The sequence below is a fragment of the Actinomycetospora sp. ABD4_176 genome (genome assembly GCF_056311855.1).
The window spans coordinates 5,733,095-5,748,638 of record NZ_CM149974.1; the positions used below are offsets into that span (position 1 = coordinate 5,733,095).

General features: G+C 71.5%; 10 protein-coding genes and 1 pseudogene. 4 read left to right on the top strand and 7 right to left on the bottom strand.

Annotation, left to right across the window (positions count from 1 at the left end; translation table 11 throughout):
* Positions 1 to 11: 11 nt before the first annotated feature.
* From ACYX4T_RS27780 to ACYX4T_RS27790, 3 genes are all read right to left on the bottom strand, one after another.
* The gene (locus ACYX4T_RS27780) at positions 12 to 1,802 is read right to left on the bottom strand and encodes a thiamine pyrophosphate-binding protein (RefSeq protein ID WP_476012435.1); all 1,791 of its coding nucleotides are present in this window, start codon (positions 1,800 to 1,802) and stop codon (positions 12 to 14) included.
* The gene (locus tag ACYX4T_RS27785) at positions 1,799 to 2,557 is read right to left on the bottom strand and encodes an SDR family NAD(P)-dependent oxidoreductase (RefSeq protein ID WP_476012436.1); all 759 of its coding nucleotides are present in this window, start codon (positions 2,555 to 2,557) and stop codon (positions 1,799 to 1,801) included. Before ACYX4T_RS27785 ends, ACYX4T_RS27780 begins: the two co-directional genes overlap by 4 nt.
* Positions 2,558 to 2,622: 65 nt before the next feature.
* The gene (locus ACYX4T_RS27790) at positions 2,623 to 3,528 is read right to left on the bottom strand and encodes a LysR family transcriptional regulator (protein WP_476012437.1); all 906 of its coding nucleotides are present in this window, start codon (positions 3,526 to 3,528) and stop codon (positions 2,623 to 2,625) included.
* 137 nt (positions 3,529 to 3,665) lie between these two features.
* Here ACYX4T_RS27790 and ACYX4T_RS27795 point away from each other — a divergent pair, with 137 nt between their 5' ends.
* The 3 genes and pseudogenes from ACYX4T_RS27795 to ACYX4T_RS27805 all read left to right on the top strand — a co-directional run.
* Positions 3,666 to 4,265 carry a TetR family transcriptional regulator gene (locus tag ACYX4T_RS27795; RefSeq protein WP_476012438.1) on the top strand — a complete coding sequence of 200 codons (600 nt, stop codon included), beginning with the start codon at positions 3,666 to 3,668 and terminating at the stop codon, positions 4,263 to 4,265.
* A 67-nt stretch (positions 4,266 to 4,332) separates the two neighbouring features.
* Complete coding sequence (locus ACYX4T_RS27800) at positions 4,333 to 5,688, top strand: LLM class flavin-dependent oxidoreductase (RefSeq protein WP_476012439.1); 1,356 nt, start codon at positions 4,333 to 4,335, stop codon at positions 5,686 to 5,688.
* A gap of 170 nt (positions 5,689 to 5,858) precedes the next feature.
* Positions 5,859 to 6,959: pseudogene (locus ACYX4T_RS27805) on the top strand (MFS transporter); the annotation flags it as partial.
* Between the two features lie 152 nt (positions 6,960 to 7,111).
* Here the strand turns inward: ACYX4T_RS27805 and ACYX4T_RS27810 are convergent.
* Both ACYX4T_RS27810 and ACYX4T_RS27815 read right to left on the bottom strand, forming a co-directional pair.
* Positions 7,112 to 8,140 carry a 2Fe-2S iron-sulfur cluster-binding protein gene (locus ACYX4T_RS27810; RefSeq protein ID WP_476012440.1) on the bottom strand — a complete coding sequence of 343 codons (1,029 nt, stop codon included), beginning with the start codon at positions 8,138 to 8,140 and terminating at the stop codon, positions 7,112 to 7,114.
* Between the two features lies 1 nt (position 8,141).
* Positions 8,142 to 9,260, bottom strand: a complete 1,119-nt coding sequence (locus tag ACYX4T_RS27815) for a cytochrome P450 (protein ID WP_476012441.1) — start codon at positions 9,258 to 9,260, stop codon at positions 8,142 to 8,144.
* Here ACYX4T_RS27815 and ACYX4T_RS27820 point away from each other — a divergent pair.
* On the top strand, positions 9,231 to 10,514 hold the full coding sequence (locus ACYX4T_RS27820) for a cupin domain-containing protein (RefSeq protein ID WP_476012442.1): 1,284 nt from the start codon (positions 9,231 to 9,233) through the stop codon (positions 10,512 to 10,514). The genes ACYX4T_RS27815 and ACYX4T_RS27820 overlap by 30 nt on opposite strands.
* A gap of 508 nt (positions 10,515 to 11,022) precedes the next feature.
* Here the strand turns inward: ACYX4T_RS27820 and ACYX4T_RS27825 are convergent.
* Both ACYX4T_RS27825 and ACYX4T_RS27830 read right to left on the bottom strand, forming a co-directional pair.
* Entirely contained in the window at positions 11,023 to 14,028 is a 3,006-nt protein-coding gene (locus ACYX4T_RS27825; protein WP_476012443.1) for an ATP-binding protein, read from the bottom strand.
* A 124-nt stretch (positions 14,029 to 14,152) separates the two neighbouring features.
* Positions 14,153 to 15,511 (bottom strand): LLM class flavin-dependent oxidoreductase, encoded by a 1,359-nt coding sequence (locus ACYX4T_RS27830; protein WP_476012444.1) that lies wholly within the window; start codon positions 15,509 to 15,511, stop codon positions 14,153 to 14,155.
* Between the last annotated feature and the right edge of the window lie 33 nt (positions 15,512 to 15,544).

Consider the following 15,544-nt stretch of genomic DNA (forward strand, 5'->3'; position numbering starts at 1 on the left):
GGACGCGGCTCTCAGAACCCTCGGCGGTGCGTGTACCGGGCGCGCGCCGCGGTGAGGTACTCGGGCACGGTGACGTCCCACCAGCCGGTCTGCACCATCGCGGTGTGCTCGGGGTCGGAGGTCGTGGCGACCTCGAGCAGCACCGGCCCGTCGGCGCGCAGGGCGCGGCGCAGGGCGGGACCGATCGCGTCGGGGTCCTCGATCCGCTCGGCGCCGGCGCCGAGCGAGCGCGCCAACCCGGCGAGGTCGGCGGCGTAGGGCCGGGGGCCGAGGTGGCGGAAGTCGGTGGCGAGGGCGCGGTCGGGCCCGTGCAGCGCGAGCTGGCTGTCGCGCACCGACGTCCATCCGGCGTTGTTGCAGGCCAGGACCACGAGCGGTAGGTCGAGCGCCGCGGCCACGGCGAGCTCGGTGCCGCTCTGCAGCACGCTGCCGTCGCCGACGAGCGCGAGGACGGGCACGTCGGGGCGGGCCAGCCGCACACCGATCGCGGTGGGGATCGCGAAGCCCATCTCCGACATGCCCCCGGAGACGATGGTGGTCCGGGGCTCGTAGACCGGGAACTCGGAGAAGGCCTGATCGGCGCAGTACCCGGTGTCGGTGACCAGGACGGCCTCCCGGGGAAGGGCCGCGCGCACCTCGACCAACACACGCGAGACGGTCGACGGGCGGTGCTCGGTGGTGCGCGCCGGGGCGAGCCGCGACTCCCAGCCGGCGCGCAGCTCCCGCAGCTCGGGAACCCGGTCGACGCCCGCTCCCGCGCGCCCGGCGAGCTCCCGGGCCAGGTCCTCGAGCGCCAGGCGGGCGTCGCCGTGGATCCCGATCTCGGCGGGATAGTTCTTGCCGATCTCGGTGCCGTCGATGTCGATCTGCACGAGCCGCGTGACCTCGGGGATCGCGAAGGTCACCCCGGGCCGGTAGGACGAGGCGATCCGGTCGGTGAAGCGGCAGCCGACCGCGAGCAGGACGTCCGCGGTGCGGGTCATCGCGTTGCCGGCGTCGGTGCCGATGTCGCCGCACCCGCCGGCCTCGAGGTCGTGGTCGGCGGGGAGAGCCCCTTTGCCCTGGTAGGTGTGCACCACCGGGGCGCCGAGGTGCTCGGCCACCGCCCGCAGTGCCTCGGTGGCCGACGCGGCGATCACGCCGCCGCCGGCGAGGACGACGGGACGCCGGGCCGCGGCGAGCAGCTCCGCCGCCGCCACGATCGCGGCGTGCTCGCCGCGTGGCCGCGACGGCACCGTCGTCGTGGGCGGCGGGCGCCACTCGGCGCTCTCGGCCTGGACGTCCTGGGGAACGTCGATGAGCACCGGGCCGGGGCGGCCCTCGGTCATCGTCGTGAACGCCCGCGCGAGGACGGCGGGGAGCTCGTCGGCGCGCTGGGGCTGCCACCAGCGCTTCACGACCGGCTCGGCCATGCGCGGGAAGTTCGCCCCGTGCGGCCGGTCGATCTCCTGGAAGGTGCCCCGCCCGACGAGGTAGGTGTGGACGCCGCCGGTGAGCAGCAGCAAGGGCACCGAGTCGACGAAGGAGCCGGCCAGCGCGGTCAGGGTGTTGGTCGCGCCGGGTCCGATCGACACGCACGCGGCGGCGAGCCGGCCCGTCGCGCGGTACCGGGCGGCGGCCATGTGCACCGCGCCCTGCTCGTGCATCGCCGGGATGACGCTGATGTCGCCGCGCCCGACGAACGCGTCGAGCAGCGCGGTGTTGCCGTGCCCGGGGATGGTGAAGACGTGCTCCACGCCTTCCCGGACCAGGTGCTCGACGATCATCTGTCCACCGGTGAGTCGCACGGTCCCGGCCGTCATGACGGCAGGGAGAGCCGGGCGGTCCGGCCGCCGTCGAGGACCACGACCTCGCCGGTGAGGAACGCCGCGCCGTCGCCGGCGAGGTACACCGCGAGGTCGCCGACGTCGGTCGGCCGGCCGGTGCGCCCCACCGGGTGGAGGCCGGTGAGGGCCCGCCGGGCCGCGCCGGGGTCGGGGTGGGCGGCGAGGTAGTACTCGCTGAGGTCGGTGTCGATCCATCCGGGGGCGATCGCGTTGCAGCGGATGCCGTCGCGGCCCAGGTCGACGGCCATGGCGCGGGTCATGCCGTGCAGGCCGGCTTTCGTCGCGCTGTAGGCCGCGTGCTCGGGGTTGGCCGCCCGCCCCTCGATGGATCCGATGTTGACGATGCTGCCGCCGCCGCGAGCGCGCAGGTGGGGCAGCGCGGCCTGGACGAGGAACAGCGGGGCGCGCAGGTTGAGCGCGACCATGCGGTCCCACTCCTCGGCGGTGATCGCGTCGATGCTGCGCTCGAGCATCGTTCCGGCGTTGTTGACCACGATGTCGAGGCCGCCGAGCAGCTCGGCGGCACGGTCCACGGTGTCGCGGAGGCTCGATGGGTCGGTCAGGTCGGCCCGGACGCCGACGACGCCAGCCCGCCCGCCGAGGTCCGCGGCGAGGGGCCGGCGCTGGAGGACCGCCACCTGGGCGCCCGCGTCCAGGAACCGCTCGGTGACGCCGCGGCCGATGCCCTCGCCACCTCCGGTCACCAGCGCGAGTCTGCCTTCCAGCGTCATGGGCCCTCCCTCCCGGCGATGCGCTGCCACGGTGCCATCCGGGTCCGCCCACCACACCGGCGGCCTCAGCCCTGCAGGGCCTCCGCGGCGATCTCGTCGATGGCGTGCAGCGCGTGGGCGACGGTCGGCCTCTCGGCCGTGCCCGCGCGGGTCAGCGCGACGATGCGGCGCACCGGCGCGCTGGGGCCGGCGAGCCGCAGCCGGACCACGTCGTCGCGGTGCAGCGTCGCGAGACGGGGGATCATGAAGATCCCCAGGCCGTGGGCGACGAGGGCGGCGCCGGTGCTCCACTCGTCGGAGTAGTGGGCGACCGTGGGCCGGAAACCCGCGGCCTGGCACGCGGCGAGGGCCAGGCGGTGGTAGGCGCCGTCGGGCCGGCCGAGGATCCACGGCTCCGACGCCGCATCCCGCAGCGTGACCCGGGAACGGGCGGTGAGCCGGTGGCCGACGGGGACCGCGAGGTCGATGGGGTCGTCGAGCACCGGGCGCTGCTCGAAGCGGATGTCGGTCTCGGGCGGGACCCGGTCGTCGACGACCAGCAGCGCGAGGTCGCAATCGCCGGCGAGCAGCAGGTCCACGCAGCGGGCGGGTTCGGCCTCCACGACCTGGATCGCCAGGCCGGGGAAGCGGTCGCGCAGGGAGGCGGCGGTCGGGGCCAGCACGGTGGTCGCGGCCGTGGAGAACCCGCACAGCCCGATCGACCCCGCGGCGTCCTCGACGGCCGTGAGCTCGGCCCGGGCCCGCTCGGACTGGGCGTGCAGGACGTCGGCGTGCCGCAGCAGGACGTGGCCGGCGGCGGTCGGCTCCATCCGGCGGCCGACCTGCTCGACGAGGGTGACACCGAACTCCTCGGCGAGGCTGCGCAGCTGCTGCGAGATCGCCGACGGCGTGAAGTGCAGCGCCCGCGCCGCCGCGGTCACGGAGCCGTGGTGCGCGACGAGCTGCAGGGTCCGCAGGCGCGAATCGATCATGTAGCGAAGCTACACCGCATTGGCGCCGGTCTCGGGTCGTCGCTGAACACGCGGACTCGCATCGGATCGCCGTCGCCGCACCGATCGCCCGTCGCGGTGGTGGCCTACGCTCCGGGCGACGATCGGGAAGGTGGTCGATGGGCCGACCGGTGGACCCGCGCCGCGCGGACGAGGTGCTCGATCTCGCGGTCGCCTTCCTCGCCCGGCACGGGCTGGTCGGCCTGTCGATGCGCAAGCTCGCCGCCTACCTGGGCGTGAGCACGAACACCATCTCTTACCAGTTCGGCTCCCGGGACGGGCTCATCGACGCGGCGCTGGCTCGTGCGCGTTCCGCGACCCTCGACATGTTGACCGACCTGCGGACCCGCCGGCCGGAGCTCCCCGTGGCGGACGCGGTGCGCGAGCTGTGGGCGTGGTGGCGCGAGGAGCCCGAGCGACTCGCCTTCCCCCGGCTGAACCTGGAGGCGATGCTCACCTCGGACACGGCGACGGTGTCGCCCGAGCGCCGCCGGGACCTCCTGCTGTTCTGGGTGCACTACTTCACCGAGTGGCTCGTGGCCGAGGGTCGTGGCCGGCGGGAGGCCGAACGTCTGGCGTCGCTGATGCTCGCGGCGCTCACAGGTCTGATCGTCGATCACCTGAGTACGGGGGAGGACGCGGGCGGCTCGGAGGACACCGAGAACATCCGGCGCGTCGACGACGCCCTCGACCTGCTCGCTGCGGCCCTCGAGCGGTGACCGCGAGCAGTTCTTGGAACGACTGTTACGTTGACGCGGAGAGCTGCTGTGCGATCCGGAGGCGAACGTGACGCTCGACCGATCCCGTCCGATGCACCTCGGCGTCGTCCTCGCCCCCTCCACCGTGCACATCGCCGGGTGGCGCCACCCCGACGCGCTCTCCCACGCCGGGGCGACGTTCGCCGATCTCCGCGACATCACGCGACGGGCCGAGGCCGAGAAGATCGACTTCGTGTTCCTCCCCGACGAGCTGTGCCTGCCCGACGCGAGCGACGACGTCCTCAGCCGCGACCCCGTCGTCCACCGCTTCGAGCCGCTCACCCTGCTCTCCGCCCTCGCGGTGACGACCGAGCGGATCGGGCTCGTCGCCACCGCGACGACGACCTACAACGAGCCGTACCACCTCGCGCGCAAGCTCGCCTCCATCGACAACCTCAGCGGGGGGCGCGTGGGCTGGAACGTGGTGACCTCCTACGTCGAGGCCGAGGCGAGGAACTTCCACCTCTCCGAACATGCGACCTACGACAACCGCTACGACCGGGCGCGGGAGTTCTGCGAGGTGACCGCCGGTCTGTGGGACAGCTGGACCGACGATGCGTTCGTGCTCGACAAGGCCTCCGGACGTTATTTCGACCCGTCGGGCCTGCGGCGGCTCCACCACGAGGGCGAGCACTTCCGCGTCGCCGGACCCCTGAACGTCGTGCGGTCACCCCAGGGACACCCGGTCATCGTCCAGTCGGGAGCCTCCGAGCCCGGGCGGCAACTGGCCGGTGCCATCGGCGAGGTGGTCTTCACCGCCCAGCGCGAGCTGGGCGCCGCCGTCTCCTTCGCCGCGGACGTCAAGCGGCGGGCCGTCGAGCACGGGCGCGACGAGGCCGATCTGTTGGTCGTCGCAGGGATCAACCCCGTCATCGGCGGCACGATGGACGAGGCCCGGCGCAAGCACGACGAGCTCCAGGAGCTGATCCACCCCGAGGTCGGGCTCGCACGACTCTCGCAGCTCCTGGGCTTCGACCTCTCGGGCCACGACCTCGACGGGCCCCTCCCGGACGACATCCCGACGACCAACTCGTACCGCAGCCGCCAGGACCTGATCGTGCGCATGGCCCGCTCGGAGGGGCTGACGATCCGTCAGCTCTACCGGTCCGTCGTCGGTTCCTACGGACACCGCACCCTCGTGGGGACGCCCGAGACCGTGGCCGACTCGCTCCAGGAGTGGCACGCGGCGGGTGCCGTCGACGGCTTCCTCGTGGCGTCCTCCCACCTGCCGTCGGGGTTCGACGACTTCGCCGGCGGCGTCCTGCCCGTGCTGCGTTCGCGCGGTCTGTTCCGGGAGGACTACGCGGGCACCACGCTGCGGGACCACCTGGGACTCCGACGCCCGTCGCCGCCCCACGCGGTCGGGAGCCGGTCGACCGCGTGACCCGGCGCACGGGGGCAGCCGCCCTGACCGGGCGTTCCCGAGTGCGACGTCGGCGGCGACCTGCGGCGGAGGCGCCACGATCCGATCATGTAGACGTGCTACATACTGGCTGCAAATCTCTGTGATGGCGGTGAAACATCACCAGGTGCACCGTCGATTGCGTGCCCCTGATGACCTCTCCCGCGGCCCTCCGTCCGTCCGGCCCCGCCGCACTCTCGCCCCGGGCGACCCGGCCCTGGGTCCTCGGGGTGCTCGTGCTCCTCGCGGCGGGCGCCAACATGCCCAGCCCGCTCTACCCGCACTACCAGCAGACGTTCGGGTTCAGCGACCTGACGATGACCACGGTGTACGCGGTGTACGGGCTGGTCAGCGTGCCGGCCCTGCTGCTGCTCGGGCCTCTCGGTGACCGGCTCCCGCCACGACGGGTCCTGCGCGCCGGCGTCGCCGCCGCCGCGGCGGGGACCGTGTGCCTCGCCGTCGCGACCAGCCCGGCCTGGCTCGTGGCCGGCCGCATCGCCTACGGCCTCGCGCTCGGCGCCGTCACCGGCGTGGGGATGGCGCTGACCACCCGCACGGTCCCCGGCGCGCGCACCGTCGGGGCGGGAGCCGTGGCGTTCCTGCTCGGCTCGGCGGCCGGGCCCGCGGTCACCGGCGTGCTCGCCCAGTACGCACCGGCGCCCTCGGTCCTGCCCTTCCTGGTGCACCTGGTCCTGCTCGCGATCGTGTTCGCGGGGCTCGGCTCGGTGCGGGACGCGGTCGTGCACCAGCCGCGTCAGACCGCGAGCCGCGACACGGATCCGAGGGACGGCGAGGTGGGGGAGGACGCGGCGGTCGCCTCGCCCGTCGCCCTGGACCGGGCGACGCGACGCGTGCTGCTGGTCACCGCGGGCAACGGCTTCCTGGGGTGGACGGTGGTCGGCCTGTTCCTCGGCCTGCTCTCGTCACTCGTCGAGCGGGCGTCGGGTACGGGCAGCCCGGCCGTCTCCGGCGGCGTCGCGGGGGCGCTGCTCGCCGCTTCGGCGCTCGCGACACCCGCACTGCGGCGTCTCGGGCCGCGACGCGCCCAGCTCGTGGGTCTCCTCGCCATGGTCGTACCGCTGGGCACGCTGGCCTCCGGCACGGTCTCGCCGGCTGCGATGCTGCTCGCGTGCGGGGTCGGCGGACTGGCCCACGGACTGCTCTACACCGGCGCCGCGCAGATGGTGAGCGAGGTCGTGCCCGCGCATCGAGCCAGCGGTGTCACCGCTGCGGTCTACGTCGCCTTCTACCTCGGCGCCGCCCTCCCGACCCTCCTCACCGGTCTCATCACGATGGTGGTCCCCCTGACCGTGGCCGTGCCGGTGATGGCCGTCAGCGCGCTCGCCCTCACGCTCGTCGCGCTGGTGGCCACCACCCGGCTGCCCGGTCTCCTCCGCCGCGACGGCTACCCGGCAGCGAGGTCGGAGGCGTCGGTGAACTCCTCCTGGTGGATCAACCGCGGCGCCATACGGCGACGCTTGAAGACCTTGCGTCCGGCCTCGACCATGGCCGGCGGGCCGCAGAGGTAGCCGGCGTATCCCTTGCAGGTGGAGAAGTCCTCGAGGACCGCGTCGGTCACCATGCCGGCCGCCCCCTCCCACTCCTGCTCGGAGAGGACCGGGCGGTAGTGGAAGTGCGGGTGCTCGGCGTCGAGGCGGGTGAAGAGCTCGACGTCGTAGAGATCCTCGGAGGTGCGCCCGCCGTGGTAGAGCCACAGCTCGGGCACCAGGTCCTCGGCGAGCGCCGCGTGGACGATCGACTTCATCGGCGCCAGACCGGTCCCGCCCGCGACCAGGATCGCGGGTTCGTCCTGGGGCTTGCCGACGCCGAACACGCCCATCGGCCCCCGGACCTCGACCCGGTCCCCGACCGCCAGGTGCGCGAAGATCCAGCCAGCGGTTGCGGCGCCGCCCTCGGTGCGCCGGACGTGCAGCTCGAGCGCCGCGGTGTCGGAGGGCGCGTTGGCCATGGAGTACTGGCGGCGGATGTCGGTGCCGGGCACCAGCAGCTCGACGTACTGGCCGGCGGTGAACGGCATCGGCTCGTCGAGGTCGATCACCAGGCGGCGGGTCTCGCGCGCGATGTCGTCGAGCACGGAGACGGTGCCGTGGACGTCGCGCAGCGGGTGGCGGACCACGCCGTCGTCGGCGACGTCCGCGACCGGTTCGACGAGCAGGTCGCTCGCCGGGGTCGCCTGGCAGGCCAGAGCGAGACCCTCGGTGCGCTCCTGGCCGGTGAGGATGAAGTCCGACGACCCGCGGTGGTCGATCTCGCCCTCGAGGACGTGCATCTTGCAGCTGCCGCAGGTGCCCTGGCTGCAGCCGTGGGGCAGCCAGGTGTTGGCGCGCAGGAACGCGTCGAGGATGCTCTGGTCGGCGCCGCAGGCGACCTCGGTCTCGAGGGTCTTCAGGCGCGCGGTGTACTGCTCGGTCATCTCAGACCTCCCATCGGGCGTGGAGCTCGGTGGGGCCACGGAAGCCCCAGCCCCAGAAGTCGATGTCGTGCCGGTCATCGCGCTCGAGGTTGGGGATCGCCTCGAAGAGCTCCTCGAGGGCGATGCGGCAGACCTCGCTCGCGAACGACGCCCCGGCGCAGGCGTGCTTGCCCGCGCCGAAGGCGAGGTGGGGCACCGGCGGTCGGTCCAGGTCGTAGCGCGAGGGCGCGCCGTAGTCGTTGGTGTCGTGGTTGGCCGAGCCGTAGGACAGCATCACCACCGATCCGGCCGGCAGGAACGTTCCACCGACCGTGGTGTCGACCTTGTTCGTCCGGGCGACGGCCGACCAGATCGGTGAGGTCCAGCGCAGGCTCTCGATGATCGCGCGCGGGATCAGCTTCGGGTCGTCGACGACCTGCTCGAACTGCTCGGGCCTGGTCCACAGGCCCGCGACCGTGGACGCCATCGCGTGACCGGGTTCCTGCATGGCCCCGAGCAGGAAGACGAAGATCGTGGGATAAAGCATTTCGCGCGGTCGCGTCTGCCCTTCGGGCATCCCGTCGTGCAGCCAGTGAGAAAGAGCGCTGTCGTCGGGCTCGGCGATCCACCCGTCGATCAGGGGATCGACGACCTCGTGGATTTCGGCGCGGGCCTCGTCGCCGGGGATGAAGCCGTCGGGATTGGCCCAGTCTCCATTGGGTAGCACGGCGGCGTTGGTGAACGACACCGACAGCTTGTGGAACCATTCACGCAGCTTGTCGGAGCTCACCGATTGCAGGCCCATGAGATCACCGAGCGAACGCACGCTGACGGGCTCGCAGAACTCCGCGACCAGGTCGGCCTCGCCCTTGTCCTCGATGGCCTCGACACAGCGGCGGGCGATCGGGCGCACGAGGTCCTCGACGTACCGGTTGACCTCGGCGGGCTGCAGCGACGGCTCGACCATGCCGCGCAGCTCGTCGTGCTCCGGGCCGTTGGCGTTGAGGACGTTGGGGTGTCCGAACGTGCGACCACCCGCCGGACTGATGACCCCGTCCCAGATGTCGCTGTTCGCGGCGACCTCCTGGCAGGTCTCCTTCGTCGTGGCGACGTGGAAACCGAGCGCCGGGATGAAGGCCACCGGTGCCTCGCGACGCAGGCGTTCGTAGACCGGATACGGATCGCGTTCGAGCTCGGTGACGGTGACATCATTGAGCCACGCCAGAATCTGAATGCTCGGTGGTCGTCATCGGCGTTCGGCCTCCCCGCCTCGTCGTGGTGGTGGACGGAGAAGGTAGGGATCGGTGACGCCGCCGACGACACGCTTCGCGCGGCGCCGATACCGATCGCGCGACGAGTTTGTGATCGCGATCTCAGGTATTCTCCGCCCATGCCGGCCGAACCGGAGACGACACCGCGCGACTGGGACCACGTCTCACGCGCCGTCGCCGCGGCCTACTTCCCCCACGAGCTGCGGGTGCTCGGTGGCGGGACCGCGCCCCGACCGACGCTGCGCACGCTCGACCTCGGCCCGGTGTTGATCGGCTACGTGGGGTGGGGCGCCGATGTCGAGATCGCCTGCGACTACCCCGACGCCTACGAGGTCAACATGCCGTTGCGGGGCACGCTCGAGAGCCGCGGCCGGTACGACACGGTGACGTCGGCCCCGGGCCAGGCGACCGTCTTCCGGGCCGACACCCCCTCGCTCATCAGCCGCTGGGACTCCTCGTGCACCGTGCTGGGGGTCAAGTTCGACGCCGACTGGCTCGACCGTGAGGCCGCGCAGGTGCTCGATCGCGACGTCGTGCGTGTCGGTGGCCTCGTGCCCGACCAGCTCCAGCTCGGTGACGGCGCCGCCCGCGAGTGGTCCCGGCTCGTGACCGGGATCGCGGAGCACCTGTGCGAACCCGGCGCCTTCGGCAGCTCGCCGAAGGTCAAGGAGCAGCTCGCCGGCGCCGTGGCTGCCGGCTTCCTCACGGCGAGCTGCCCGGACGACGGCGCGTCGGCCGCGCGCATTCGCCCTCGTCGTCGACGCCCTGCACGACGATCCCGCGCGGGGTTGGACCGCCGCGCAGATGGCGGCCATCGCCGGGATGAGCGTGCGTCGCCTCCAGGAGGGTTTCCGGTGCTGGGTCGGCTGCACGCCGATGGAGTACCTCGTCCGCGTGCGTCTCCGGCGGGCCGACGCCGCCCTGGCCGCGGACCCGAGCGCGACGATCAGCGACGTGGCGGCCGCGTGGGGCTTCTCCAGCGCGAGCCGGTTCGCCGCCGCCTACCGACGCCGCTACGGGTATCCGCCGTCGCGCCTCATACGTCCCGGTCGCTGAGCACCGCCCCGGTCCTGCTCGAGACCCACGCCGACCCGGGGTGGCCTGGGTTCAGCGGGGTCGGGTAGCTGGAGGCTTCCCGCCACGACGATCTTGTTCGGGTTCTCGAACTCTCTCGGGGACCGCCAGCCCAGGGCGCTGTGTCGGCAGCGTCGGTGACGCCAAATCTCGAGGTACTTAGAAGATCGCGTTGGCGAGCTCGGTGCGGGTCTTCCACGGTCGACCAGGTCCTTGGCGATCAGGTCTGGGCGCGGGCGGCGCCAGCGCGGCCGGCCGGTCATGCCCTGGATGCCGGCGCGGGCCATGAGCATCTCGACCGCGTTGGGCCCGACGGTGATCCCGCGCCCGAGGGTGAGCTCGGCGGACACCCGAGGGCCGCCGTCGGTGCCGTTCGAGGCCTGGGCGACCCTGCCGGCTCTGGTCGGTGAGCCAGGCGTGGCGGATCGAGCGGGCCGAGGGCGCTCGGGTCAGGGCCTCGTCGTGGCCGGACTCCGCGACCCCCAGCACCCGGGTGGCCATCTGCACCTGGCGGGCGCGGAGCGCGCACGGAGGCCTCCCGGGGGAGGCGACCGCACTTCAGCGGGCTGCGGCGCGGTGCTCGACGAGCTGGGCGTGTCGGAGCATCCCCATGCGTCGATAGTGCGACGACGCTTGCCGACGGAGCTCGGCGGCGCGATCGCGATCGCCCAGCGCGTCACGTCCGTCGAGCATGAGCGCGTGGAAGCGCAGCGTGTGCGCTTCCTCGACGCGGTGGGGGAGGGACCGCGCGAGGCTGAGCGCGACATCGAAGTGATCCTGCGCTGCACTCCATCGTCCTCCGGCGGCCGCGGCGATACCGGCGACCCGTTCGAGCAGACGGCCGTCCCGGAAGTTGATGCAGACGGCACCGGTGCTCGAGATGCACTCGAGCACAAGGGGGTACCACTCGGCTGCGAGGGCCAGTTCACCGAGCACCACGAGGCCCTCGACGGCAGACAGGAGCATGACCCAGGAACCCCAGGCGTTCGGTCGCCCGGCGTGGGGCAGTTGGCACCGTGCCCTGTCCAATTTGTCCAGGGCGGCTTCCCGCTCGCCGGAGTAGGCGTGGTGATCGAAGATGAATGCCCACGCCCAGCCCACCATGGTCGTTCCGGGGGCCTCCATGAGCGCGGCTGCTTCCAGGTCAGCTCGGGCCGCCGGCCAGTCTCCGCGGAGGAACTTGGCGAGCCCGAGCCACCCTTGCGAGTGGTCGGCGAGGCCGATGCCGATGGCTCGGCAGAACTCGAGGTCACGCTGCGCGAATGCCTCGAGTGCGATGGGGTCGCCATGCTGGAAGAACTGCATCATGGCGTCCATTCGGGTGCCTTGGGACAAGGCGCCGTAATTGCCTAGTCGTTCTGCCAGAGGATTGAGCTCCGCGCTGACCCGACGGGCCTCGTCCAGCCGGCCCGAGCCGACGAGGGCGACCTGCAGGAAGCCGAGCAGGTTGGCCAGATCCCACCACTCCCCGTGGCGACGGAGGATCTCCGCGCCTTCCGTTCCGGCCTCCGCCGCCTCGCGGTGCTGCATGTAGGCGGTGCGCTGCATCGTCTTCGCCGCGAGCGCATGTCCCCGGAGACCCTCGTCTCCGAGGTCGTCTGCCAGCTGAAGCTCCTGCTCGACGGCGTTCGCGCTCTCGTCGTACAAGCCGGCCCAGCCACCGATGAAGGCGAATGCGCCGAGCAGGCGAGCCCTTTCGGGCCCCCTGCGACTGCCCAGCGTGGCGAGGCCGTCACGAGCCATGTCGATGGCGTCGGCCATCCGCAGTGCCCACATGAGGTTGTAGCTGGCTGCCTCGCAGACCCTTCCGACGGCTTCGACGTCACCGAGCGCCGAGAAGATTCGTAGCGACGACCGCCAGCTCGTGATCGCGGTTTCCCACTGGGCGAGGCTTCGTGCTGCGACGCCGAGCTGGAAGTGCAGCTCGGCCTTCTCTGTCGAGTCCCCGTCGGCCGCGAGAGTGAGGCCCTGTTCGAAGTAGGTCAGAGCCTCCTCGAACGCAGCGCATCGCAACGCGTGCCGACCCGCCTTGATGAGGTAATGGATCGCCTGGCCGCGCTCCGTGGCATCACCGGCCTCGACGAGGTGACGAGCGATCTCGTCGGCGCGGTGCCCGAGGTCGTCGACCTGCCTGGCCACGAGCACGCGGGCCGCTCGTGCGTGAAGCCTGCGCCGGCGAGCGGACGAGAGTTGGCTGAGCAAGGTCCGGCGGACGATGGAGTGTCCGAATCCGTAGCGCTCGCTCGCCGCTCCAGGTGCACGCGCAGCCTGGTGCACCTCGTGGACCAGGCCGGCCGCGACGGCTTCTTCGAGCGCGTCGAGCACGTCGGCTCCGCCCATCTCCGCGACATCCTCGAGGACGGCGAGCTCGAACTCGTCACCGAGGACGGAAGCGGCGCGCAGCGCGGCACCGGTCCGCGCATCGAGGCGCCCGATGCGTAGTCCGACCACCTCCCGCACACCCACCGGGATCGTCCGCGCAATCTGCTCCCCTCCGCGTGGGTCCTGGGCGTGCCGCACCATCTCGCCGACGAAGAACGGATTGCCGTTCGTCTCGGCGTGAATGGTGCGAGTGAGGGCACCGCTCGGATCGACGAGGTCGCGGCCTCGCGGCCGGGTGCCTTCGACGAGCGCTCGGACCTCGCTGGTGTCCAGGCCTCGCAGGTCGACCCGTTCGTGCGCGACGTCTCGACGCGTGTCCCCGAGGAACCAGGTGATGCGGTCGTCCGGCTCGGTGTCACGGAACGTCCCGAGCACCATCACCTGGCACGGCTCGAGACCCCGCACGATGTGACGCAGGAGCAGCAGCGTCGGACGCGACGCCCAGTGGAGGTCGTCGACGATCAGCAGCAGGGCGGTCTCGGCCGCCTCGCGGATCAGGAGGCGAACGGCCTCGAAGAGTCGGTAGCGGGCTGCTTCCGGCTCCGTCTGCCCGACGCCGATCGGCGCCGGGCCGCCGGCCGACAGCCCGGGCACGAGACGCGGGAGCTCGGCCACCAGACCACCCAGCGAAGCCTCGAGGGTCTCCTGAGGACAGGCTCGGACGTAGGCGGCGAGCGCCTCGGCGAAGGGCTGGTACGGCGCGGTCTGCTCCTCGTCGCAACGTCCGTAGAGGACAAGGGCGTCGTCGCGACGTGCCGTGACGGCGAGTTCGGCGGCAAGCCGACTCTTGCCGATACCGGCTTCACCGGAGAGGAAGACCAGTCGTTGCCGCCCCTCCAGCGCATCCCGCCAGCAGCCCTGGAGGTGGTCCATCTCGTGTGCCCGGCCGACGAAGGGGCCGCGGTCGGCCAGGGCGACCACGGGAGCGGGCAGCCCGACCGCCCTGCGCCACTCGGAGCCGATCTCACGCCCCAGCTCGACCAACGAGCTCCGCGAGGAGAGTCCGGTCTTGGTGAGCAGTGAGGAGACGTGACTCTCCACGGTACGTACCGAGATGCCGAGCAGGGTGGCGATCGTCGCGTTCGACCGGTGCTCGGCCACCTCAGCGAGGACCTCGGCCTCACGATCGGTGATACCCCTCGCGGACAGCGACGACGCCGGCCAGCGATGTCCCGTGCCCACCCAGCAACGATAGGCGTGCCGACGTGAGACCGGTCAACAGCGACGTCGGGCTGTCCGACTCCGAGCTCCCCGCTCGCCGACGGAGGGCAGCGAGGAAAGATCGCGCGAGCCGACGCCTCGATGGTCACCGACGGTAGGTCTCTCCCGGGTGCGGAGCGGTCAGGCAGGGCCCCCGGCCGTACAACTTCTCGCGGTAGGTGCCGGACCGATACGCTGTCTTGTAGGCGCCGCGACGCTGCAGCTCGGGAACCACCAGGTCGACGATGTCGACGAACGTTTCGGGAGCGACCACGCGGCAGAGGTTGAATCCGTCGACATCGGCCTCGTCGACCCACCGCTGCATCTCGTCGACGACCGTGGTCGGCGAACCGACGACGATCGGTGCCGGTCCACCGATGGCGACCTTCTCGGCGATCTCCCTGATGGTCCAGACCCGCCCCGGGTCCGCAGTGAAGGCATCGACGACTCCCTGGATGCCGTTGACCGTCGAATTGACCATCTTGTCGTCGAGCGAGAGCGTGGAGAAGTCGATCCCGGTCCATCCGGACAGCACGGTCAATGCGCCCTCGTGGCTCACGTAGCTCTGATAGTCGGCGAGCTTGGCCTGTGCATCCTCGTCGGTGACCGCTGTGATCACGGTGATCATGGCGATGATCTTCAAATCGGATGGGGCTCGTCCTGCGGCCGCTGCTCGCGCGCGCAGGTCCGCGACGACGGGTGCCAAGACCGTGACGCTGGGCGCGGTGACGAACACGCATTCGGCGTGCTTCGCCGCGAAGGCCCTTCCTTTCGGCGACGCGCCGGCCTGGTAGAGCACAGGGACGCGTTGTGGCGAGGGTTCGGACAGGTGTACCGAGTCGATCTGCAGGTACGTGCCGTCGTGTTCCACCTGCTGAACCCGGTCCGGGTCGGCGTAGACGCCAGTACGGGCATCGCGTCGCAGAGCGTCTTGCGACCAGCTCGTCTCCCAGAGCTTGTACATGATCTCCATGTACTCGTCGGCGATGTCGTAGCGCGTGTCGTGCTGCGCCTGATCGGCGTGACCCGCCCCCTTCGCGGCACTCTTGAGATAGCCGGTGACGATGTTCCAGGCCACCCGACCGTCAGTGAGGTGATCAAGGGTGGACATACGTCGTGCGAAGGGCACCGGGCTCTCGTACGAGAGAGTTCCGGTGATGCCGAAGCAGAGATTCTCGGTCGCCATGGCCATCGGCGGCACGACGAGCATCGGATCGTTGACGGGTATCTGTGTGCCGTTCCGCAAGGCCGCCTGCGGGCCGTGGCCGTAGACGTCGTACGTGCCGAGAACGTCGGCGAGGAACAGGCCGTCGAACAGGCCTCGTTCCAGCGTCTGCGCGAGATCTGTCCAGTAGGACATCGACGTGTACCCGGAAGTGCGGTCACGAGGATGCCGCCACAGGCCGTGGCACTGGTGATTCGCGCAGTTCATGTCGAAGGCGTTGAGAATGATCTCTTTGGTCATGTCGACCTCTCGGATGTGTGGTGGAGCGTCAGC